This is a genomic window from Sphingomonas sp. CBMAI 2297 (assembly GCF_029870595.1).
In the GTDB taxonomy this organism is placed as follows: domain Bacteria; phylum Pseudomonadota; class Alphaproteobacteria; order Sphingomonadales; family Sphingomonadaceae; genus Sphingomonas.
In genome coordinates, this window is the sequence record NZ_JAPDIR010000017.1 from 58,960 (window position 1) to 81,511 (window position 22,552).

The window sequence follows — 22,552 nt, forward strand, 5'->3', positions numbered from 1 at the left end:
CCTGGCGACAACCATGGTTGCGATCGCAGCCGCCGCGATCGCCTGGGTGACGCTCGGCTCCTATGCCCGCACCGAAACCGTGCGCGGGATATTGGTTACCGAGAGCCCCTCCGCCAAGGTCGCCGCGCCGGCCCCGGGCATTGTCGCCGAGCTCGCGGTGCGGGAAGGCACCGTGGTTCGCAAGGGCGACCGACTGGCGGTGATCGCCCTGGACCGGCATGCGGCCGCGGGCGGCGCCGTCATGGCGGATGGCATAGCCAGCCTGGACATCCGCCAGTCCCTTGCACGCGAGCAGATCGCCCTCAACGCCCGCCGCGGAGCCGCGGACCGCGAGCGGCTCGCGGCGGCGATGTCCACGGCGTCGCTGCAGGCGCGCGACATCGAGGGCCAGATCCAGCTGCAGGAGGAAGTGGTCCGATCGAACCAGTCGATGTTCGACCAGATCGCCAAGGTCGTCGAGCGCGGCTTCGTCAGCAAGGTGGAGATGGAGCGCCGCCGCCAGAATCTCATCGTCTCGCAGCAGAACCTGGCCGGCCTTCGACAGCAGCTGGCCCAGAAACGGGCCGACGCGGGTACGGCGCGCACCCAGCTTGCGGGCATCGCGGCGGATTCCGCGCGGGGAGAATCGGAAATCCGCGCAGCGCTCCAGTCCCTGTCGCAACAGCGCGCGCAGATGGAAGGCGAGCGCGCCTATGTCATCACGGCGCCGATCAGCGGCAGAGTAACCGCCATCCAGGCCGGAGTTGGGAAACTGGCCCCCGCCCAGGCGCCATTGCTGACCATCATACCCACCGACACGGCGCTCAAGGCGGAACTCTTCGCCCCGACGCGCGCCATCGGCTTCGTGCACGCCGGCCAGGAAACGCGCATCCTCTACGATGCCTTTCCCTATCAGCGGTTCGGATCCTTTGCCGGCAAGATCCAGGCAATCTCGCGGATCGTAATCGATCCCCGGGAAGTCGACCTGCCGGTCAAGCTCGAGGAACCCGTCTATCGCGTCACCGTCGGATTGGATCGCCAGGCCATCAATGCCTTTGGCGAGAACATCCCCCTCCAGCCGGGCATGGCCCTGGAGGCGACCATCATCCTCGAGCGCCAGAGCTTCCTCGACTGGCTGCTCAAGCCGCTCCACGCCATTTCGCGCAGGACCGCATGAGCATCGAGCTGCTGCAACTGGGCGGCGCGCGGCGCACGCCCCTGATCGCGCAAAGCGAGGCCAGCGAGTGCGCGCTTGCCTGCCTGGCGATGATCGCCGGCCATCATGGTTTCAAGACCGACCTCATCGAGCTCCGCCAGCGCTTCGCGCTATCGCTGAAGGGGGCTACCCTCAAGCAGCTCATGCTCGTCGCGGAAGCCATCGGCTTCAACGCCCGGCCGCTCCGCGGCGAGATCGAGGAACTGGGGCAGCTGAAGCTCCCGGCGATACTCCACTGGAACCTGAACCATTTCGTGGTCCTCACCCGCATCAGCGACGGCGTCGGCGGGCGGCGATACCATGTCCATGACCCGGCCCGCGGCGCATTGACGCTTGGCCGCGAGGAGATGTCGCGCAGCTTCACCGGCGTCGCCATCGAACTGCTCCAGGCCGAGTCCTTCAAGCCGAAGCAGAGCGCCCCGCCCCTGCGGATCGGACAGCTCTGGTCCTCGATGACCGGCTTCTGGCAGGCGATGCGCAACGTGATCCTGTTGTCGCTCGTGCTTCAGCTCGCCGTGCTCGCCAGCCCGTTCTTCCTGCAGGTATCGATCGACACGGTCTTTCCCGCTTCCGATCGCGATCTGCTCGGCGTGCTCGCGCTCGGCTTCGCGGGCGTCGCCATCGTCAGCTTCCTCGCGAGCTGGCTTCGCGCGGTCATTCTGGTCAATCTCGGCAACGCCCTGTCCTATCAGGTCGTGATCAATCTCTTCCGCCACCTGATGCGGCTGCCGCTGCCCTGGTTCGAGAAGCGCCATGTCGGCGATGTCATCCAGCGCTTCAGCTCGACCGCGCCGATCACCAGCCTGCTGAGCCAGGGCCTGATCGCGGGCCTGGTCGACGGCGTGATGGGCCTGCTGACGCTGATCCTGATGTTCGTGTATTCGCCCATCCTCGGCGCCATCGCGATCGTGGCGCTCGGCCTCTATGTCGTGGTCCGGCTGCTGTTCCTGAAAGCGATGCAGCTGCGCAACATCGACGCCATCTCGACTGCCGCGCGCGAGAACAGCGTCTTCATCGAGTCCGTGCGCGGCATCGCCGCGATCAAGGCATTCGGCCGCGAGGGCGAGCGCCAGCGCCTCTGGCAGCAGAGCAAGGCGGACGCGGTCAACGCGCAGATCCGGCTCGGCCGCCTGACCGCCGGGTTCGACGCGATCGGCAAGCTGGTCCTCGACCTCGAGGGCGTGCTCTTCGTCCTCGTCGCGATCACGCTCGCCCTGGACGCGAAGCTGACGCTCGGCATGATCTTCGCGTTCAGCGCCTATAAGCAGCAGTTCCTCGGCGCCGGCATGCGCCTGGTCGAGCAGGGGCTGAACCTCAAGATCGTCCAGGTCCACCTTGCCCGCATCGCCGACATCGCCCTGACGCCGAAGGAGGATGACCGGATCGGCGATGCCCCCGATTTCTCGCGGCCGATCGCGGCGCATAATATCTGGTACCGATACGGCATGGGCGAGCCGGACGTGCTGAAAGGCGCTTCGATCCAGATCGATCCGGGCGAGATGATCGCCATTGTCGGCCCGTCGGGCGGCGGCAAGACCACCTTGATGAAGATCCTGATGGGCCTGTTCGACGCCAATCATGGCACCATCCAGGTCGGCGGGCGGTCCATCACGACGTTCGGCAAGCAGGCCTATCGCCAGAGCATCGGTTCCGTCGCCCAGGACGACGCGCTCTATGCCGGCTCGCTCGCGCAGAACATCGCCTTCTTCGACAATGATATCGACATGGAGCGGGTGGAGGACGCCGCGCGGCGCGCCTGCATCCATGACGACATCAAGCGAATGCCGCTGGGCTACGACACGCTGGTGGGCGACATGGGATCGGTGTTGTCGGGCGGGCAGAAGCAGCGGGTCCTGCTGGCGCGCGCGCTCTATGGGCAGCCGAAGATATTGTTCATCGACGAGGGCACGGCGCATCTCGATCCGGAGACGGAGGCGAAGGTGCTGGCCTCGCTTTCCGCGCTCAACATCACGCGGGTGATGATCGCGCACCGGACCCAATCGATCGCGGCGGCGCATCGTGTCTACATGGTGGCCGATGGCAGGGTTCTGCTCATGGCCGGCGACGGTGAGCAACCTGCGCTGCAAGCCGTTGCGGGCGAGTGACGCTGAAGCAAAGAACCAATAGCCAAATCCTTATGGAATAATCTACTGCGATAAATTGCATTTAAATAGCAATCTAAGCCACGCTCATACTGGCGAGTCATAAATATTGAATAATGATTCTATCAAAGTAATGTTCAAGAAACATTCCTAATTACTATATCAATAACACGAATCTCCTCGTGCATAAATCATAGGACACTCACCAATGCGGATGCTTACCAGCCATGAGATCGAGCTGATCGCCGGAGGATGGGGTTCATCCCAGGACATATTCGGTTTCTATAAGGAAGACGGCTCTTCCAAAGATTATGGCCGCATCACCGTTACGGCACCCATTCCCGGCGGGCATGCCGGCCCCGATACGGGGAATTACTATCCGGGCGATCCGGCGGATCTTCGTGCCGGCGGCGGGAGGGACATCAGTCAAATTCTGGAGCTCGGAGCAGAAAACGCAAGATGGCTGATCGACAAGGCGCTGGAAGCCAAGAAGGACTGGCACGCACGCGAAGCGGCAGTGGACGCTTCATTCGATAAGCAGAAGATTGCGATCACCATAGATCACAAGGCGAGCAATTTCAACAAGGCCCTCGGCTTTGATCACGATTGGATCATCTGGAAGACACATGATGGCAGGATATTCGCAGATACCAACGGAAACCGCGCAGCAGATACAGAGTTTTTCAAAGACAATCAGGGGCACTGGTGGGTTACCGATGGTCAAGTAGACTACAGACTCTCCTCATAGTACTCCATGGCGACCCAATGATATTCTTCACATTAGCTTCCTTGGTGTCTTTCTACTCAGGCACGCATCAGGAGAGCGCTCCACAATCCGATTATATGACGCTCACCGGAAAGACCTTGGGCACCTATCCCGGCGGTGTGAAGAATCTCTGCGATATGGACGCTGTCGGCTTATCGCCGACAGCGTCTTATCTTGTGTTCAGTCGGGCAGAGTTCAGCGCAACGACGCTTGTCCCAAACTCGCAGCGACTCGTCATTGCAAGCACGCCCTGCATTGCGGCGCACGGCATGACGGATGGTTGCATGACAACAATCGAAGGGCTGCGACCGCCTCGCCCGGTCTCCTGGGGGCTCGGCGACGAAAGCCTGGTTCTTGCCGAAAATCTGGAGAATCTCGTCGAGCTACGCGTCGCCCGCAACGCCAACCCGCTGTGGATGCCCTTCATGCGCCGTGTCCCAATGGGAAAGGCCCTGGGCGCCGTGCTGAGCGGCTTCGATCCCGCGACGCCGCTCCTTCGCGATCCTGCGCTGCTGGAGGCGGCCAGACGGGCCGCAGGCAGGACGATCTGGGACAAGGCAACGCCCGAGACGACGATACAACTGCTTGTCGACGGAAGACATTTCGCATCGATCCGTCACGACAATCCGACATTGGGCGGCATGGTCCGGATCGATGGAGAAACGGCGGCGCTCCCGATGCCGGCACCATTCCTCAAATTCGGCGCCTTCTCCCACGGCCCGGGCGGCACGTGGCACGTGTCGGGCCTGGGCGTCCAGTTCATGCGACACGGAAAGGCATGGCGCGCAGTCGACATGCCGCTCTTCTCCAGGGCGTTGATCTCGAGCCGGTCCGGGCAACTGCTCGGCTCCTATGCGCTACGAAATGTTCGATTCTCCGTCGGCGGCGACAAATCTCGCCGGGCGCAATCCGCGATCATGCAACTGCTGCGGGATCGGCCTAGCGCAATGCTGTGGCGCTTGTCCGCCGACGAGCGCGGCAACTATGCGCTCGTTCTCAAAAATCTCGACGGCTCGGCGTCGTTTCATGCCTCCATCCGCGGCCACGCGCTGCGGCATGAATGCGGCAAGGCGGAATCGGCATCGCCAGCCGCCATTCGCATCGTCCAGGCGGGTTCTCCGCAATGGCCGCTAGGGCTGATCGAACTGAGCCCCTCCGCGCCGAGGGGCGTCGTCGCATTCTTCCGAGGCGGCCCGACCGGCGACCCGGCCAACGAGACGGACAATAAGTTGGTTCGCCAGTATCTCGCGCGCGGCTGGGCGGTGCTGCTGGCCGGGTATAGCGGGACGGTGGGCTCGGGAGTGGAGGTCTCGACGCGCTTGAAGGCGAAGGGCCCGGACGCCTTGCGACAGGATGCGCAGGCGATCGCCCGGTACATCGATGCCACCTATCCCCGCCTTCCCGTCATCGCGCATGGCGAGAGCTTCGGCGCCGGCTCCGCGATCGCGCTCGACGGCCTGATGCGGGGACGGGCGGGCGGCCTCGTCGGCATGGTACCCTATCTCAAGTCCCGTCCGGCAACGGAGTGGCTCCAGACGGAGGAACTCTTCGCTGGGGACCTCAATCGCCAGCCCGTCTTCGAGCGCGCAACCATCGGCGTATCCGACGGAAACCGCGCCGCGTTCAACGCAGCCCTTTCGGAACTGGCCAAGGGACGCGATCCCAGCCGCCCGGCCTTCTTCCTGTTCGGATCCCTCGATCGCGCATCGCGGCCCGGCGATCTTCCGCATGCCTATTGCGCGAACACCCGCATCCTCACTGTCCAGGCCACGCATAGGTTCGCCGAAAGCGACGAGTTGAACGGGGAGGTCGATCGCTGGATGGCCTCGCTCGAAGGGAGCAAGCAACCGCCACAGGTCACGGATGGAGGCTCGCCCTGCCCTACACCATAATGCGATGGGCGCAGATGCGGAATGCGCGCACCCCATGGGCGGCCGAAGATATCGCCCATCGACGGAGGCGGCGTGCATCTCGACCCGAAAGACGGAAGCAAAGGTGCTGCCTCGCTTTCCGCGCTCAACATCACCCGGGTGATGATCGCGCACCGGACCCAATCGATCGCGGCGGCGCATCGTGTCTGCATGGTGGCCGATGGCCGGGTTCTGCTCATGGCCGGCGACGGTGAGCAACCTGCGCTGCAGGCCGTCGCGAGCGAGTGACGCTGAAGCAAAAATCCAATAGCTAAACCATTATTGAAGAATATACCGCGATAAATCGCATAAAAATAGCGATTCAAACCACAATTATACTGAATAGTCTGAGGCATTGAATAATGATTCTACCCGAGTCATGCTCATGAAACATTCCAGATGGCTATATCAATAGTACGAATCGTTTCGTACATATTTCATAGGGCAATTACAGATGCGGATGCTTACTAGCCATGAGATCGAGCTTATCGCCGGAGGATGGGGCTCATCCCAAGACATATTCGGGTTCTACAAGGAAAACGGTTCCAGCGATCGCGGGAACGCTATTGTCGTTACCGCGCCTATCTCCTTGGGGCATGCATTCCCCGATTTCGGCCAAGGGAACAACTACTATCCCGGCGACCCGGCAGACCTAGCAGCGGGCGCAGGCGCAGGCGCAGCTACCCAAGATCCAAATGAGATCGTCGTAACCTCGAAGCTAACCCACAGCGAGCTCAAAGTTCTACGTCACGTAGCCGGCCAAACGACCGAGGCGATCAAGTGGGCGATCACTATTGGCGCCGGCCTGCTTGCGCCCGAACTGGCAGCAGCTGATGCGCTTATTGCTCGCGTCATAACGGACCCCCGAGTGGCCGGACTCGTCGCCGGGGTGGCGGGGAAGTCGCTAACCGACGCGTATGAAAATGCAATCGAGGAGGCAGTCTTCGAATCCATCGCCAAGCAATATATCGAGAACGGCCATTCGTTCGTCAGCCATCCCTCGAAGTGGCCGACACCCGAGGAAATGCGTAACCACGACTAAACTCGTATATTGTGGGCGCGCCCATCCAAACCGCGCGCCCATTTCTACTGATTAGGGGCTCCGATGAAGTTCACGCTTCCCCTGCTTCTCATGGCAGCTCTCCCGAATGCCGAGCAATCCGCTCCGGGGACACTCCTTGCGGTCCCGGATCAACAGATCAGTGGCATACTCAACACCGCCGCCGCCGCTTCCGCGCCGGTGGCCTTGATCGTTGGCGGCATGGGAGACCTCGATCGAGACGGCAATCGAGGCCCCCATATTGGCGCGAGCACCTACAGGTTTCTGGCAGAAGCACTCGTCCGAAAGGGAGTTTCCGTAGCCCGATTCGACAAACGCCGGTTACTCGACCCCCGCCCCGGCGACCATTGCGCGAGCCAAACCTGCCCATTCTCAATGCTGGTTGACGATGCCGAGCGAGAGATCAACCTCGTTCGGGCCAAGACAGGCGCACAATGCCTATGGCTCATCGGACACAGTGAAGGCGGCCTAGTGTCTCTTTTAGTCGCCACACGGCGCAAAGATGTTTGCGGCTTGATATTATTGGCGAGCCCGGGTCGGCCCATGCTCGCCTTGCTTCGCGAGCAGATTAAGAAATCCTGGCTCGATACGCCTAGCAAGGCATTCGTCGACAGCCTGTTGACACGCAATGCCAAAGGGCAACTGGTGGATGTTGGAACAGCTCCTCCCGCCATCCGGACAGCATTCTCGCACGCACGTCAGCGCTATCTAATTGAGGAGTCCCACTCCGATCCACGCACGCTCCTCGCGGGCATCCAGCGGCCGGTGATGATTCTGCAGGGCAAGCAAGACCTCCAAGTCTTTAGCAGCGACGCCGTGGCCCTACACAAGGCAAATCGCGCATCAACATTGGTCATACTCCCCAACATCGGCCACCAATTACGATCGGTGAAGGCCGATGACAGGCTAGAAAACATAGCCGCCAGCCTCGACAGAGCAAAAGATATTCCCGACGAAATACCGAGAATAATATCATCCTACATACTTAAAAATCCCAGAATTAAACATACACAAATTCAGTAGTTTGTATATAAATTTACTACAAAAATCTCACTTTGTGCGACCACTAACTATTAATATTATTGACACAATAATAATGCATATAAAAATATATCTTAAATCTGGAAAATGAAGATTATTTCTAGCAATATCTATTCCGACAAACATCGAAACTCCTACGACTATCATCAATATATTGATCATTAATTTTTTCACCATGACCTCCACATGCTATTACATTGATCACCGACACATAACATGTCACTCGCTGGTCGTTCATGGCGAAAGGCGCTCGAGGCTGTCGACAGAGCGCGGCGCGGCGGCTTCCTGGCCAGCTTTCCATATCTGCGATCGCGGCCACCCGAACAATGGGTGGACAATGAACCGCCCTTCGACACCGTGAGCATTGCCCATCAGCATACTCAACGGTCTGAGCGGCTGGACCGGCCTGGACTGAGTTGCAGCCCCGGCATGAAGCTTAACGAGATTCTGAATCCTCCGCTCCCTGCACTGTATCAGCCACCCCTTGACGAACAGCGGTCCCATCCGATGCACTTACGAGCCAGGCACTTCCGAGCCATTGCCATCGGCTGCATGTTCGGCGGGACATTTGTCGGTGACCACGCCGGATCACAAACCGGCGTGGACACTACTCCCTTCATGAAGTTGAGCGCCACGACCATCGGCACCTATTCAGGGGGAGTCGAGCAGTTATGTGGCAGGGATGCGGTAGCATTCTCCCCGACCGGCCGCTTTCTGGTTTTTACCGACAGCGAGCTTCTGCCCTACTCGCTCGTGCCAAGATCACGGAGCTTTCTCACGCTGGATACCAGGTGCGTGCGCGACCATGGCCTGGCGGACCGCTGCTTTTTCTCGGGCGAAGGTTTCGATGGCGCTCGCCCCGTCTCCTGGGGTGAGCGCGATGCGACGCTGTTCGTCGCCGAGAACCGCAAGACGCTGGTCGCGCTGGATTTCGGGAACGATGGCACGACGGCACGCTTCGCCGGGCGCGCCGAACTCTCGCGCGGCGCGGCAATCACGCTGACGGCATCCGGCACGACCAATTCGCGCACCGCCGATATCGAGGCGATCCGGCTGGCCAGCGCCTATTTCAGCGCCAACGCAAAGGATGCACCCCGGTCCCTGATACTCAAGACAGCCCTTGGGGCCGATGGGACCGTCACGGCTGTCAGCTTTGATCCGGACACGCTCGACGCCAGCGCATTCAGTGCCCGCGGACGGCGCTTCATCCCCTTGTCGCGTGCCTTCCTGAAGCGCGCCACGCTATCGCGCACACAATCGGGCGCAGCGGTTCTATCGGATCTCGGGTGGACTGCGGCCGAAGCCCCAAAAGGATGGCGAGAAAGGCGGTCCCGCCCATTCGCGCAACCGGTGGCGAGCGCCCGGGATGATCGGCTCCTCGGCTATTTTTCTCCAACCCGGGTCACATCGGCCAACGGGCATGACCTCGCTCCCCTCGCGGCCGCTGTCTCTCGGGCACGCTCGGAGGATCCGGGCCTGGAACTCGTGGCCGCCGCGGCGGATCCTGCCGGAGACCATGTCGCGCTGCTCCGCACGGCATTTCGGGGGTATCGGCTCACTGGCCGCGCGGGTGGCCGTCCGATCGAATATCGGTGCGATCGCGCGCAGTCTTCCCCCACGCGCCTTGCCGTTGGAACGATCGGCGCCACCGATCGCCCCCTTGCGTTCGTGCGCATTGATCCGCCGACGCCCCGGGGCGTTGCGGTCGTCTTCCAGGGCGGCCCATCGAACATCGCCACGGACGCGATCCGCCTCTCCGCCACCCGGAGCTATCTGACGCACGGCTGGTCCGTTATCCTTCCCAACTATAGCGGCTCCGCCGGATCCGGCGTCGATACCGCGACACGGCTACGCCGCGACGGTGTCCACGCCTTTGCGCGCGACGCCGCGACGCTCCGCCGCTATCTCGATCGAGCCTTCCCCGGTCGCCCCCTGATCGTCCATGGCGAAAGCTTCGGAGCCTTGCCGGCAATGGCGCTCGAGGCTGTCGTCGGAGCGCGACGCGGCGGCTTCCTGGCCGGCGTTCCATATCTGCGATCGCGGCCGCCCGAACAATGGGTGGACAATGATTCGCCCTTCGACACCGTGAACATTGCCTATCAGCGCCAATGGGAGGCAGCGACTATCGGCGTGACCGATGCCAACCGAAACCAGTTCAATCGAGCAATCGCGACCCTGGCGAACCAGCGGAATTCCAGAAGGCCGGCTCTGTTCATTTTCGGAAGCTGGGACAGGTCGTCCATCCCCGATGACATTCCGCTGCCGCTACGACCGAATAGCCAGCGCCGGATCATAAAGGCGACGCACAAGTTGGCGCTGCTCCACCCCATGGCCGATGAGGTTCTCGAAAAATGGATCGATGAGCGCTCACAATGAAGAATCTGATCACGATCCCAGGTCTCCGCGTCGATAGGTGATCATCGAAACCGTAAGATATTCGATGACGATGACGAGCGCCGCCAGGGCAAGGATGACGCCCACCCTGGCGAACAGATCCCAATCGGCATTCGAGATCGTTCGAAAGACCAGGAAAAGCGGTACGGCGAGCACGAACTGCCTTGCAGCGGGGATCTTTATCGAGGCTCCGCAGCCGGGGCAGGGAAATCGGGATACGCGCGCCCGGTAGCTCTCCAGGAGCGAAAGCGGGCGGCGACAGTTCGGGCAGCGAGGGCGGCGGAACACCTGCTATTTCTCCAGCTTCATGGCAGCGAGCATGCGCTCCGGATTTATCCGCTTGATCGCGTCGATGCACTCGGACGACGTCATTTGAGCGAACTTCTCCAATTGCGTCGGGCGATCGCCGCCGGCACCGCTCCGCACGTCGAAGCAAAATTGCGTGCTGAAATCCTTCCTCCCGGTCCCGCGAACCCATTGCTCCACTGCGGCATCGGTGAGAGCTGGCGCCAGAGTCTCTCCCTCGAAGGTCAGTCCAAGGCACGCCCTGCCGGCCTCAGGCTGCGGAGCGACCGTCAGCCGCCTGACGCTCCCGTAGTTGAAGCGCAACGCATATCCAAGTTGCCGCTGCACGATCAGCGCGGCGGGCCCGATCGCCGCGGCCGCCATGCCAGCGTCCGCCGATGTGCACAGGCGAACGGTGCGGACGACATATGGCGGAGTCGGGCTCATGGGCGGCGCCGCGGACAGGCCGCCACGCAACAACGCATAGTTCAGGAAATGCGTCGCTCCGGCTTTGGCGACCTGCTCCGCATCGCCGGGCGACTGGCTCCCGCTGCATTGCATCCTCGCCAACTCGTCCTCCAGTCTCGCCGACGGAGCAAGCGCCATCCGCCGAGCGATGAGCGGCGGCGGCATCTGCCTTGCGGCCGCCACGCGCCGACAGAGGCCGTCGCGCACGCTCGTATCGACCCTTGCGACCCTCCGAGGATCGGCGCGGCCGTCGGCGAGCGCCCTTGCGCTTTCCAGGATGCGCGACGCCAGGGGAGTCGCCTCCGGTGTTTCCAGGCTGCCGAGCAAGCTATTCTCGTCGAGGCTCGTGACGGCAACGCGCATTCCGCGATGTCCATCGGCGGCATAGGCCAGGAGCAGCAAATATCCCCGGTAGATCTCCGGTGTGACACGGTGCGCGGAGGTCGCGAACAATGTGATGGCGCTGGCGGCCGCCAGGTCGCTTCGAGCAGCTGCGTCCTCGGCGCGTGTCCCCGTCCAGCCGAGAGGCGCGTCCTTTCGGGCGGCGCCAGGAATTCTGATGGGTATCATGGCAGTTCGAAGCGCAGCCTCGGGAAACTTGCTCCAGACAAACAGCTGCGGCGCGCCGGCGAAGGGAGGCAGCTTTGGCAGGCCGGCCTGCCCCGCCTTCGCTCCACAATGGCCAAGCAGCACCTCTCGCCGCTCAATCGGCACGAAGGAAGCCAGGGCAGCCATCGGCCCCGCGGCCGCGGACGCGACCCCCTCGCTCGCTATTGCGCGCCGCTCGGCCGCAACATCCGCCGGCGTGGCGAGGGGACGGGCGACCGCTTCCGAAAGCGCCATTGCCGCGGCGCGTACGCCCTCGAGGCCGCCACCGACATCGATCGAGATCACTATCCTGCCGGGGCCCGTAAACCCGTCCACGCGGTAGCCGAACTTCGCCAGCTCCGCATCTCTCAGCGCAATGCTGCGCCCCACGAGATGCTCGAAGAGGTGCGAGCTGCCACAGGATCCGACATCTTCGTAGAGCTTGCCCGTCGGCAATATCAGACGAAGCGAGCTCATGTCCGCCGGCCCATCGGTATCCATGCGCACCGTCACGACATCGCCGGAAAGCCACGTACCCGACCGCCCCGCGTCAACGTCCTGACCGCCGGAAAATGGCAATAGCCCCGCAACCAAACCCGCGAGTGCCGTAAACTTGTCAGGCATGGCTATATCGCATCCACACAATCACAGGCCGAGCGAACTCGCGTTCGCTCGGCTGCGCTATTCCATCAGGGGAGAGGGGCGAGCACCGGGCGGTCCTGATGCGGTATCCCAAAGAGGCCATCGAACCAGGCATCGGGGTCCATGGGATTGAAGTCGGGCCCCGGGTTGTTCTGGACAACCTCGTCAATCTCTTCGCGGACTATTTCCGTTACCGTGCCCGTGACGGCATTCACTTGCATCGAACCGCTCACGACGAGCTTCTCGACCGCAACGCCCAAAAGCGCCGCGGCACCAACGCCTATGCCGAGCTCACCTGCCACGCCGACCGCGGCAATCGCCGCGATGAAGCCGATCGCGTCCGCCAGGCCCTTGGTTCCGTTCTCCAGGCTCCAGATCAGATTTCCGGCCTGAAGCACGTTCATCAAGGTACCGAGATGCTCGAGAAGCTCCCAGGCGGGCAGGATCCTGCCGTTGATATCGGCCATTGTCCCGGCGCCATATTTCTCGATCGCCTGCTGCAGCAGCGCGCGGGCGGATTCGATCACCGTGAGGGCGTCATCCCGCTGTTCGTCGGTAAGCCCATTGCCGCTGGCCGCCGACTGGCCGCCCCCGCCACCGAAATACTCGCCGCTGTCGTTCTCGGGGAAGAAGGTTTCCCAAGTGTCACCGATGGGGTCGTATCGTTCTCCGAAGTCGAAACCGTCCCGATGACCGGTTACCACGATTTCATTCTCTTTCTGACGCTCGTCTTCCCTGCCGGTGCCCCAACCGCCGGCCACCAAATTGATCTCATATGCACTCAGCACTCTCACGATAGGATCCCCATGATTAAGTTTCGGCCGGTTCTTATGAAACCAGCCGAAACTCTATTCTGCCGCGAATGATACGTAGCCGTTACAATTTGGCGACATCATCGTCATGCATTTGCCGGCAACCGCCGTACCAGCACCGTGGCTTCACGCTTCGCGGTGCCTGTGGCGAACCAACCGTCCCCGGCGCGCATGTTCCCGATCGGTGCTTGGGGCGCATATGGTGTTGTTGCCGGGGGAAGCTTTCCATTCTGGAACCTGGAGGCGGCGCGTCGCCGAACGGCATCCGGATACCGACCGGGCAAGGACACCGATATTGTCGAGCCGAGCCGCCACTGCCACGTCGCTTCGGCGCCACGCAAAGCATGAGAAGCGCCGGAAGCAGCCATTGATCAGACGGGAGGAATCGCCGCGATCAGCCGGTCGGCGAACGCCATGGTTCCCAGCGGCCCGCCAAGGTCCCGCGTCCGCGCGGCCGAGTTGGCCAGCACCCGGTCTGTCGCGGCTGAAATCGCCATGCCGGCAGCGGCCAGGCGAGCGTTCCCGCAACGGCGCCCGCGCCAATCCAGCAGCATCGCCGCCGACAGGATCAGCGAAACGGGGTTGGCGATCCCCTGCCCCTGGATATCTGGTGCCGAGCCATGCTGGGCCTGGGCGACGCAGATGCCCTCGCCCAGGCTGATCGATCCGCCCAGGCCCAGGCCTCCCGAAAGCTCGGAAGCTTCGTCGGACAGGATGTCGCCGAACATGTTGGTGGTGACGATCACATCGAATTGCTCGGGCCTGCGGATCAGCAATGCCGCCGCTGCATCGACGATCACTTCGTCGAGCGCCACGTCAGGATAGCCTCGGGCAACCTCGCGGACTTCGCGCAGGAACAAGCCGTCGCCGAGCTTCAGCACATTGGCCTTGTGGACCGCCGTCACCTTGCGCCGGCGCTCGCGTGCAAGGTCGAACGCCACCTCGGCCACGCGGCGTGAAGCGGCTGCGGTGATCTTGCGCACGCTCAGCGCCATGTCCGGATCCGGCATGAATTCGCCCGCGCCGGCATGCATGCTGCGATCGGCGTAGAAACCCTCGGTCGCTTCCCGCACGATCACCAGGTCCATCCGGTCGCCGAGCAGGCTCAGGCCGGGGCGGCTCCGGGCCGGGCGGATATTGGCACCCAGCCTGAAACGCGCACGCAACTCGCCCGAGGGGTTGATCCCGCCCGACGCGCGCGTGGGATAGTCATAGTGCGAGACGGGGCCGAGGATCACACCGTCCACCTGCGAAATCCGCTCGAGCACCGCGTCCGGCAGAGTCGTGCCCTGATTTTCCAGCGCGGCGAGACCGATTTCCATCGTCTCGACCTCGAGCCCGAGCCCATGGGCAGCGTCGGCGGCCTGCAGCACCGCCAGCGTCGCGGCCATGATCTCGGGCCCGATGCCGTCCCCCGGCAATGCCAGCAGCTTCATGCGGCGCCCCGGCGAGGGAAGAGGGTCACCGAGGCGCCGGTCGGCATCAGAACTTCACCTTCGCACCGACGAAGAACGAGCGGCCGATGATGTCGTACGTTGCCGAATCGGTGGTCAGCGGCTGGCCGCTGACAAAGGGCGGCGCCTTGTTGCCGATATTGGTGATCCCGCCGGTGAACTGGAACCGATCGCTGACATTGACCGTGAAATCGGCGTCGAAATAGCTGTAGGCGGGCACGCCGGGCGTGATCGCAGCGGGGTTCACCACCTTGTCCTGGTGGATCATCTTGTCGATGAAGCGCCAGCGGCCGGTGATGGTGAAGGCACCACTGGTATAGCCGAGCGACGTATTGGTCTTCCAGCGCGGATGCGCGATCTGCGGACTCACCGCATTGTTGCCGATGCTGCCCACATAGTCGAGCACCGGCGAGCCCGGCAGCGATGATACCTTGAACGATCGCGTATAGGTCACGACGCTATTGAGCCGCATCGTGCCGGCCCCCTCGCCCAGGCCCATGCCGGCGAGATCGAAGCCCCAGTCGAACTGCACGTCGATACCGTCGGTCTTGTAGGTGGCGAGGTTGAGCGCGCCTTCCCGGCCGAACGAAATCGCGCCCGAACGGGTATCGCGGGTGATCTGCTGGCAGAAGACGTTGTTGAGCGAATAGCCGGGGTTGCTGAGCCCGTCGAAGTTGAAGCAGCGCGGCAGGATCTGGGTCAGCGCGACCGTGCCGATCGCGTCGCGGAGCTTGATATTGTAATAGTCGACCGAGAGGTTGAACATCCGGAACATCGGACTGCCGAAGCGCGGGCTCCATACCGTGCCGATCGTGAAGCTGTCGGCCTTTTCCGGCGTCAGGTTGGGGTTGCCGCCCGTGCTGCCAAAGGCGGTGTCGTTGATATAGGTGAAAGTGGGATAGATCGCCGCCGGTACGCCCTGGGCGATGCAGAGCGCCTGGATCTGGGCAGCGTTGGCACCCGAGCGGAAGGCGCTCCGGCTGTCGCACGGGTCGCCGGCACCGGGAACCGCACCGATGTTGATGCTGCCGGTCGCGGTCGGCGCGAACAACTCGCCCAGGCTCGGCGCGCGGATCGAGCGCTGATAGCCGCCGCGGATCAGCAACTGCTCGAATGGCCGCCAACTGGCATCCGCCTTATAGGCATCGACCGAACCGAAGCCCGAATAATTGGCGCGGCGATAGCCGAGATTGAGGCTCAGGCTGTTGAACAGGAACACGTCCTTGAGCAGCGGCACCTCGAGTTCGCCGAACACTTCCTTGACCTTCTGGCTGCCGCCGGTCGCCACGATGTTGTCGAACGAGGGCGTGTCTCCGAGGATCAGCGCATTGTCGGGCCGGAAGGCGAAGCTGTTGTTCCGATAGGCGGCGCCGAGCGCAAAGCTGAGATCGCCGCCGGGAAGCTTGAAGATCGGACCAGTGACCGTGGCTTCGATCACCTGCTGGCGCGTCGTGTTGATATTGGTGTTGTCGCGCGTGATGAACTGCTCGCAGCCCGGGCTGAACGGGTTGTTGCCGAATGGATTCCAAGCATAGCCGATGCAGCTGCCCGCCGAGCCGGTGAAGTTGGCCGTGCCGTTCAGCACCGCCGCGATATTGGCGCGGCTGGTGTCGTTATACTGCATGTTGGTGAAGTGCGTCTGGCCGATCGAGCCATAGACGTCGAAGTTCAGCGCCGTGCCCGGTATCGTGCCGCGCAGCCCGATCACGCCCTGATAGACGTCATATTCGAAGGTCTGCGAGCGCGGCCCCGAAGCGGTGAGCAGCTTGGTCACCGACAATGCCCGGGTGAGCGCGGTCGGATCGCCCGGCACCGCCGGTCGCGAGGCAAGCAGCGCCTGCAGCGCCGGGTTGCCTGTCACCCAGGGGCTGTTGAGCGGCACGACCAGATATTTGCCGGGGCCGGTCGAGCCGGCCGAGGTGCTGTCGAGCGCACTCGAATGCATGAAGTTGAAGGTGCCATAGGCCGTGATGCCGCCGGCCAGTTCGTAATCGAGCTTGGTGAGGACGTTGTATTTCTTCAGCGGCACCTGGATCGAGAAATAGTTGCCGAGCGCGACCGCCACCTGGCGGCAATTGCTGGTGATGCCGAGCCCCAGCGGCGCGGTGGGCAGGCCACGATAGTTCTGAACGCAATTGCTGCCGGCGCTGGTGGTGAAGATGGTACCGTCGGTATTGAAGCCGATCGCCCCATTATACTGGCCGGTGCCGCTGATCGGCGTGGTGCCCGGATAGGTGGCGAGCAGCGCGTTGACCGCCGCGACCGTCGGCTGCGAGCCGAACAGGCCATTTTCGACCAGCCCTTCCGGCGGACGCGCGAGCAGGCGGATATTGCGGAAGAAAGGCCGGTCCGCGCCGGCGATGCGATCGCGCTCGGCATATTCGAACGCCACGATCGCGCTCCCCCGGCCATCGGCGAAATCGCTGCCGGCGAGCAGCGTGAACTGGGTGTTCGCGCCGTCGCCCTCCAAGGTGCCGCCACGGCGCGCGCCCAGCTCGATTCCGTTGAAATGGCGCCGCAGCTTGAAGTTGACCACGCCCGCGATCGCGTCCGAGCCATAGGTGGCCGATGCGCCGCCGGTGATGACCTCGACATTCTCGATCATCGCCATCGGGATCGTGTTGAGATCGATCGATCCGTTCGGGTTCGAGGCGATCAGGCGGCGGCCGTCGACCAGGATCAGCGAGCGGTTGGGCCCGAGGCCGCGCAGATCGCTATAGGCCTGGCCGCCCTGGAAGCCGGTCCGCGCCTGCACGTCGCCAACCTGTGCGAGGCCCTGTGCCGCGGCGAACTGCGGCATCTGGCCGATCGCCCGGTCGAGCGTCGGCTGGCCGGCGCCGGCCAGGGTTTCCGAGCCGATCGTCACGATCGGTGTGTTCGATTGATAGTCGCGCCGCGCGATGCGCGAGCCGGTGACGATGATCTGCCCCTGCTCCGCGGGCGTGGTTTCCTGCGGCGCGGGCTCGGCCATGGCGGGCGCGGCGCTGTCCGCCGTCGCATCCTGCGCCCATGCCGGCGTCGCCGCCAGCACCCCCAGCAGCGCGATCGTGCCGAGGCTGGTGAATCCGGAACAAGCGCGGGTACCGCGCCGATCAAGGCTGCCCATTTATCCCCTCCTGTATGTCGGTCCGCTTTGCGCGTCCGAACCTTATCTTCGGGACGTCGAAGGTCCCCCGATCAAAGGAGTGTCACGGCTTTGCTTTCACCAACCTGTCATCGCTCGGGATGGTGCGCGGTACGCCGGCTGCGGCGAACCAGTGCCGTGGCGAGCGGGGGCCCGATCAGCATCACCAGCGCGAAGCGCGCGGTTTGCGCCGCCATGATGAAAGGCGAATCGACCGGCAGGGTACTGGCGATCACCGCCACCGATTCGAGGCCGCCCGGGCTGGCCGCGAGCCATGCGGTAAGCGGGTCGATCCCCAGCGCAAAATGCAGCAGCGCCGCCAGTCCGCCACAGAAGCCGATGAGCAGCAGCGCGGCAAGGAGGATGCGCGGAAGCATGCGCGCTGCCGTAGCGCGCGCCTCACCGGTAAAGCTCAGCCCGATCCGCCAGCCGGTGGTGGCGAAGGCGACCATGAGCAGCGGCATGGGAACCCGAACCGGAGGCGCGCCCGCAAGCATGGCGGCAGCGCCCAGCGCCATGGTGATGATCAAGGTTCCGGAGCGCCAGCGCAGGAGCGCCGCCGCCGCGATGCCGGAAATCGCCACCGCGGGCATCAGCCAGAACGGCCCGTCCGCAACCGCCGCCGGGCCGGGCGGCGGCAGCGGTTGGGCGCCGAGCAGCACCGAGAGCGCGCTCGCCATGAGCGTGACGGCGACGACGCGCGTATAGACCATCACCGCCACCAGCCGCGCATCGGCGCCATTCGCTTCGGCGAGCAGCACCATCGCCGTCGCGCCGCCAGGCATCGATCCCCAGATCGCGACCGTGCCGGGCACCATGCCCCACCGGCTGAGCAGATAGCCGAGCAAGCCGCTGGCGCCGACGGTCGCCAGGGTCAGCAGGACGAAGAGCAGCCAGTGCGCGGCGATCGTCGGTCCGAGCGCGCCCGCCATATTGCCCGCGATCAGGCAGCCGATCACTGCCTGGGCCGCGATGGCGAGCCAGCGCGACACCCCGATATCCCAGCCCCGCGCGGCAGCCGCGATCCCGGCGAACATCGGCCCGAGCAGCAGGGCGGCAGGCACCCCCAGCCACGCCAGGACAGCGGTAACGACCAGGGAAAGCAGGAGAAGCCCGGCCCATTGCCGGAAGTGCTCGGCCAAGCCCGCGCCGCCCGGCACTTCAGCCGGCGGTCGCGACGACCGGGAAGGCGCCGGTAAGCGCTGCGATCGCTCCGAAGACCAGGCAGGATCCGAGCGCCCATTTGAGCGTGAAGCGCTGATGCTCGCCGAACTCGATGCCGACGAAGCCGACCAGAAGATAGGTCGAGGCGACCAGCGGGCTCAGCAGATGGACCTGCTGGCCGACCAGGGCGGCGCGGCCGATCTCGGCATCCGACAGGCCATAGGCATGGCCGGTCTCGGCAAGGATCGGCAGCATGCCGTAATAGAAAGCGTCGTTCGAGATGAAAAAGGTGAAGGGCGCGCTGATCACCGCCGTGATCGGCGCGAGATAGGCGCCAAGGGCGGGCGGGATCGCATGGGTGACGGTGGCCGCCATCGCATCGACCATCTTCGTACCGGACAGTATCCCGGTGAAGATGCCCGCCCCGAACACCAGCCCGCCTACCGCCAGCGCATTCGGGGCATGCGCGGCGAGGCGCTCGCGCTGCTGCGACAGATTCGGATAGTTGACGCTCATCGCCACTGCGAAGGCGAGCATGAACAGCACCGGCAGCGGCATCACCGCCGCGATCAGCGCGACGAGCAGGCCGATGGTGAGCAGAAGATTGAACCAGAACAGGCGCGGGCGCCGCGCCTCGACATGGCTGTGGCGGTCCTGCTCCAGCATTTCGTCCGCATCCGCATCCTCATCCACCGCATCGGCCCCCAGCGCCGCCAGCCGGGCGCGCTCCTTCAGGCCGAAGCGATAGGCGACGAAGACGACCCAGGCCGCCGTCGCGAGCATCGCCGGGATCAGCGGCACGAACACCGTCGCCGCATCGAGCTTGAGGGCGCTCACCACCCGCGCGGTAGGGCCGCCCCAGGGCAGGACATTCATCACCCCGCCGGCCATGATGACGATGCAGGCAAGCATGCGCACGTCCATCTTCATATGGCGGTAGAGCGGGAGCATCGCCGCGGTGGTGATCATGTAGGTGGTGGCGCCGTCGCCATCGAGCGAGACGATCAGCGCAAGCAGCGCCGTGCCGACCAGGATGCGCACGGGATCGCCGTGCACCGCGTGGACGATGGCGCGGATCATCGGATCGAACACGCCGACGTCGATCATCAGCCCGAAGAACAGGATGGCGAAGACCAGCATCACGCCGGTTGGCGCCAGGTCCGCTACGCCGGCCATCATCATCTTGCCGAGCCCGGCGTCGAACCCGCCATGCAGCATGGCGGCGAGCAACGCGAACAGCACGGGCACCAGGATCAGCGCCACGATCGCCGACAAGCGCTTCGTCATGATCAGCACCATGAAGGTGGCGACCATCGCGAAAGCCAGAATCGATAGCATGCCCGTTCGCTTCCTTTCAGCGCCGTGACGGGGGAGTTCTCCCCTCTCTCCGGCGCGGACCATCCCTGCCTGCCGCCTTGCGCGACCGGCTCTCCTGCCCGAGCGTTAGCCGCGGCAACCTGTCATGAAGCTTTCAGGGGTGCGGGAAGCGCACGATGGCGCGGAGGCCCCGTCCATCGGGGCCGTCCTCGAGCCGGAGGTCGGCCCCGATCGCCTGTGCCAGCGATCGCGCGATCGACAGGCCGAGGCCGCTACCCTCGTTGCGGGCATCGCGCGGCAGCTGCGCGAAGCGAATGAACACGCGCTCACGCTCGGTCGTCGGGATGCCGGGGCCGTCGTCGTCGATGACGACCGCCGGATCCTCGTTGACCGTCACTCGGACGATCCCGCCCGACCCGCCATGACGGACGGCATTGTCGATCAGGTTCGCGAGCAGCTCGAGCGCCAGCACCGGCGCGGTGCGCACAATGATGGCAGGTGCCGGCACGACCACAAGCGTCACCCCCGCCCGCGCGGTGGCTTCGCGCCGTTCGGCGACTACCGCCGTCACGATGTCGCGCAGATCGACGGCCTCGAGCGGCGTCTCGTTGCGTGCCGCATTGTCCGCCCGCGCCAGGGCGAGGAGCTGCCCGACAAGATGGCTGAGCCGCACCGTCCCCCGATCGATGTCGTCGAGCGATTGCGCTGCCTCGGCACTTCCCGGCGCCGCGCTGCGCAGCACGGCGACATGCGTCCGCAGAATCGACAGCGGCGTGCGGATCTGGTGCGATGCGTCGCCCGTGAAACGCCGCATCGCGATCATCGCGTCCCCGAGGCGCCCGAGCATGGCGTTGAACGCCTTGACCAGGTTCCGCAATTCGGCGGGCACCGCATCGAGGGACAGCGGGGCGAGATTCGCTGCGACGCGGTGATCGAGCTCGGCCTGGATCCGCGCGACCGGTCGCAATCCCCAGCGCACCGCGAAGGGCAGCAGCAGCACCGCCACCAGGATCAGCACGCTTTCGAGGAAGAGCAGGCCGCTGAGCAAGCGGTCGGTATCGGCCTTGCGCGCATCGAGCGTCTCGGCGACTTCGATCACCACCGGAGCATCGAGCCCCGGCAAGCGCCGCGCCCTGGCGACGATGCGGATGTCGCGGTCGAGATAGCGGGCGTCGCCGAACGCGGCGTCATCCTCGCCGGGCGCAGGCGCGATCTGCGGCAGATCGCCATAGCCGGTCAGCGCGCGACCGCGATAGCGGATCGTGTAATAGACATTGTCGCGCGCAGTGTTCTCCAGCATCCCGAAGATCGCCGGCGACAGGTCGAGCGCGATCTCGCCCTCCTCGATCGTCAGCGAATCGGCGATGCCGCGGGCGGCGGCTTCGAGGATGCGGTCGTTGACCGCTGTGACGGTGGCCCGGATCATCAGGCCACCGCCCAGGCCAAGGGCGACCGCGAGGATGATCATCGGCAGGCCGACGCCGATCAGCAGGCGCGCGGTGAGCGAGCGGGTGCTGCCCGCGAGCGGCTTCATGCCGGATCGATGAGATAGCCGAGACCGCGCACCGTTCGAATCTCGGGCCCGTCCGGCTCGAGCTTGCGGCGCAGGCGCGCCACATATACCTCCACCGCATTGGGCGCGACCGGCTCGTCATACCCGAATATCTCGGCGGCGAGGCGTTCCTTCGACACCAGCTTGCCGGGTCGCGCCGCGAGGCGTTCGAGCACGGCCCATTCGCGGCGGCGCAAGGCGAGCACGGTCCCGCCGAGCGTTGCCGTTGCCCGCGCCGGATCGATGACCAGGTCGCCGATAGTGACCAGCGGCGAGGCTTCTCCCGCCGACCGGCGCAGCAGCGCGCGGATCCGTGCCTCCATCTCGCTCGGATCGAACGGCTTCAGCATATAGTCGTCCGCGCCATGGTCGAGCCCGGTGACCCGGTCCTCGACCGCGTCGCGGGCGCTCAATACCAGTACCGGGATCTTGCTCCCGCTGCGGCGCAATCGACGCAGCACTTCGATTCCATCGATATCGGGAAGGCCCAGGTCGAGCGCGATCAGCGCATAGGGTTCGCCAAGTGCCGCTTCGAGCGCGTCCTCGCCATATTCCGCCACGTCGACCGTGTAGTTCTTGCTGCGCAGCATGGCCGACACGCCCCTGGCCAGGGCGGGATCGTCCTCGACAAGAAGAATGCGTGCCATGACTGCCAATGTGAGACATTGACTTGTCGGA

General features: G+C 64.2%; 17 protein-coding genes. 8 read left to right on the forward strand and 9 right to left on the reverse strand.

From position 1 onward, the window contains the following. Positions 1-13 precede the first annotated feature (13 nt). The 8 genes from OMP43_RS19340 (at position 14) to OMP43_RS19375 (ending at position 10,450) form a co-directional block, all read left to right on the forward strand. Complete coding sequence (locus tag OMP43_RS19340) at positions 14-1,156, forward strand: HlyD family efflux transporter periplasmic adaptor subunit (protein WP_280281186.1); 1,143 nt, start codon at positions 14-16, stop codon at positions 1,154-1,156. Beyond that, positions 1,153-3,300, forward strand: a complete 2,148-nt coding sequence (locus tag OMP43_RS19345; protein WP_280281187.1) for a peptidase domain-containing ABC transporter — start codon at positions 1,153-1,155, stop codon at positions 3,298-3,300. The genes OMP43_RS19340 and OMP43_RS19345 overlap by 4 nt, the downstream gene beginning before the upstream one ends. Positions 3,301-3,505: 205 nt before the next feature. Beyond that, a complete protein-coding gene (locus OMP43_RS19350) occupies positions 3,506-4,045 on the forward strand; it encodes a hypothetical protein (RefSeq protein WP_280281188.1) in 540 nt (179 codons plus the stop codon). Between the two features lie 17 nt (positions 4,046-4,062). Next, a complete protein-coding gene (locus OMP43_RS19355) occupies positions 4,063-5,955 on the forward strand; it encodes a hypothetical protein (protein WP_280281190.1) in 1,893 nt (630 codons plus the stop codon). A 72-nt stretch (positions 5,956-6,027) separates the two neighbouring features. Further along, positions 6,028-6,222 (forward strand): hypothetical protein, encoded by a 195-nt coding sequence (locus OMP43_RS19360; RefSeq protein ID WP_280281191.1) that lies wholly within the window; start codon positions 6,028-6,030, stop codon positions 6,220-6,222. Positions 6,223-6,427: 205 nt separating this feature from the next. Further along, entirely contained in the window at positions 6,428-7,015 is a 588-nt protein-coding gene (locus OMP43_RS19365) for a hypothetical protein (RefSeq protein ID WP_280281192.1), read from the forward strand. Between the two features lie 63 nt (positions 7,016-7,078). Beyond that, positions 7,079-8,056 carry an alpha/beta fold hydrolase gene (locus OMP43_RS19370; protein WP_280281193.1) on the forward strand — a complete coding sequence of 326 codons (978 nt, stop codon included), beginning with the start codon at positions 7,079-7,081 and terminating at the stop codon, positions 8,054-8,056. 447 nt (positions 8,057-8,503) lie between these two features. Beyond that, positions 8,504-10,450, forward strand: a complete 1,947-nt coding sequence (locus tag OMP43_RS19375) for a hypothetical protein (RefSeq protein WP_280281194.1) — start codon at positions 8,504-8,506, stop codon at positions 10,448-10,450. A 9-nt stretch (positions 10,451-10,459) separates the two neighbouring features. Here the strand turns inward: OMP43_RS19375 and OMP43_RS19380 are convergent, their stop codons facing one another. The 9 genes from OMP43_RS19380 to OMP43_RS19420 form a co-directional block, all read right to left on the reverse strand. Next, complete coding sequence (locus tag OMP43_RS19380) at positions 10,460-10,624, reverse strand: hypothetical protein (protein ID WP_179188076.1); 165 nt, start codon at positions 10,622-10,624, stop codon at positions 10,460-10,462. A 135-nt stretch (positions 10,625-10,759) separates the two neighbouring features. Beyond that, positions 10,760-12,433, reverse strand: coding sequence for a hypothetical protein (locus tag OMP43_RS19385; protein WP_280281196.1), 1,674 nt, complete (start codon positions 12,431-12,433; stop codon positions 10,760-10,762). 65 nt (positions 12,434-12,498) lie between these two features. Beyond that, entirely contained in the window at positions 12,499-13,245 is a 747-nt protein-coding gene (locus tag OMP43_RS19390; RefSeq protein WP_280281197.1) for a hypothetical protein, read from the reverse strand. Positions 13,246-13,634: 389 nt separating this feature from the next. Further along, positions 13,635-14,699 carry an isocitrate/isopropylmalate family dehydrogenase gene (locus OMP43_RS19395; protein ID WP_280281198.1) on the reverse strand — a complete coding sequence of 355 codons (1,065 nt, stop codon included), beginning with the start codon at positions 14,697-14,699 and terminating at the stop codon, positions 13,635-13,637. A 46-nt stretch (positions 14,700-14,745) separates the two neighbouring features. Then, positions 14,746-17,823 carry a TonB-dependent receptor gene (locus OMP43_RS19400; protein ID WP_280281199.1) on the reverse strand — a complete coding sequence of 1,026 codons (3,078 nt, stop codon included), beginning with the start codon at positions 17,821-17,823 and terminating at the stop codon, positions 14,746-14,748. Positions 17,824-17,930: 107 nt separating this feature from the next. After that, the gene (locus OMP43_RS19405; RefSeq protein WP_280281200.1) at positions 17,931-18,983 is read right to left on the reverse strand and encodes an AbrB family transcriptional regulator; all 1,053 of its coding nucleotides are present in this window, start codon (positions 18,981-18,983) and stop codon (positions 17,931-17,933) included. A gap of 19 nt (positions 18,984-19,002) precedes the next feature. Beyond that, on the reverse strand, positions 19,003-20,343 hold the full coding sequence (locus OMP43_RS19410; RefSeq protein ID WP_280281201.1) for a citrate:proton symporter: 1,341 nt from the start codon (positions 20,341-20,343) through the stop codon (positions 19,003-19,005). A 133-nt stretch (positions 20,344-20,476) separates the two neighbouring features. Next, positions 20,477-21,856, reverse strand: coding sequence for a sensor histidine kinase (locus tag OMP43_RS19415; RefSeq protein WP_280281202.1), 1,380 nt, complete (start codon positions 21,854-21,856; stop codon positions 20,477-20,479). After that, positions 21,853-22,521, reverse strand: coding sequence for a response regulator transcription factor (locus tag OMP43_RS19420; RefSeq protein ID WP_280281203.1), 669 nt, complete (start codon positions 22,519-22,521; stop codon positions 21,853-21,855). The genes OMP43_RS19415 and OMP43_RS19420 overlap by 4 nt, the downstream gene beginning before the upstream one ends. Positions 22,522-22,552: the final 31 nt, after the last annotated feature.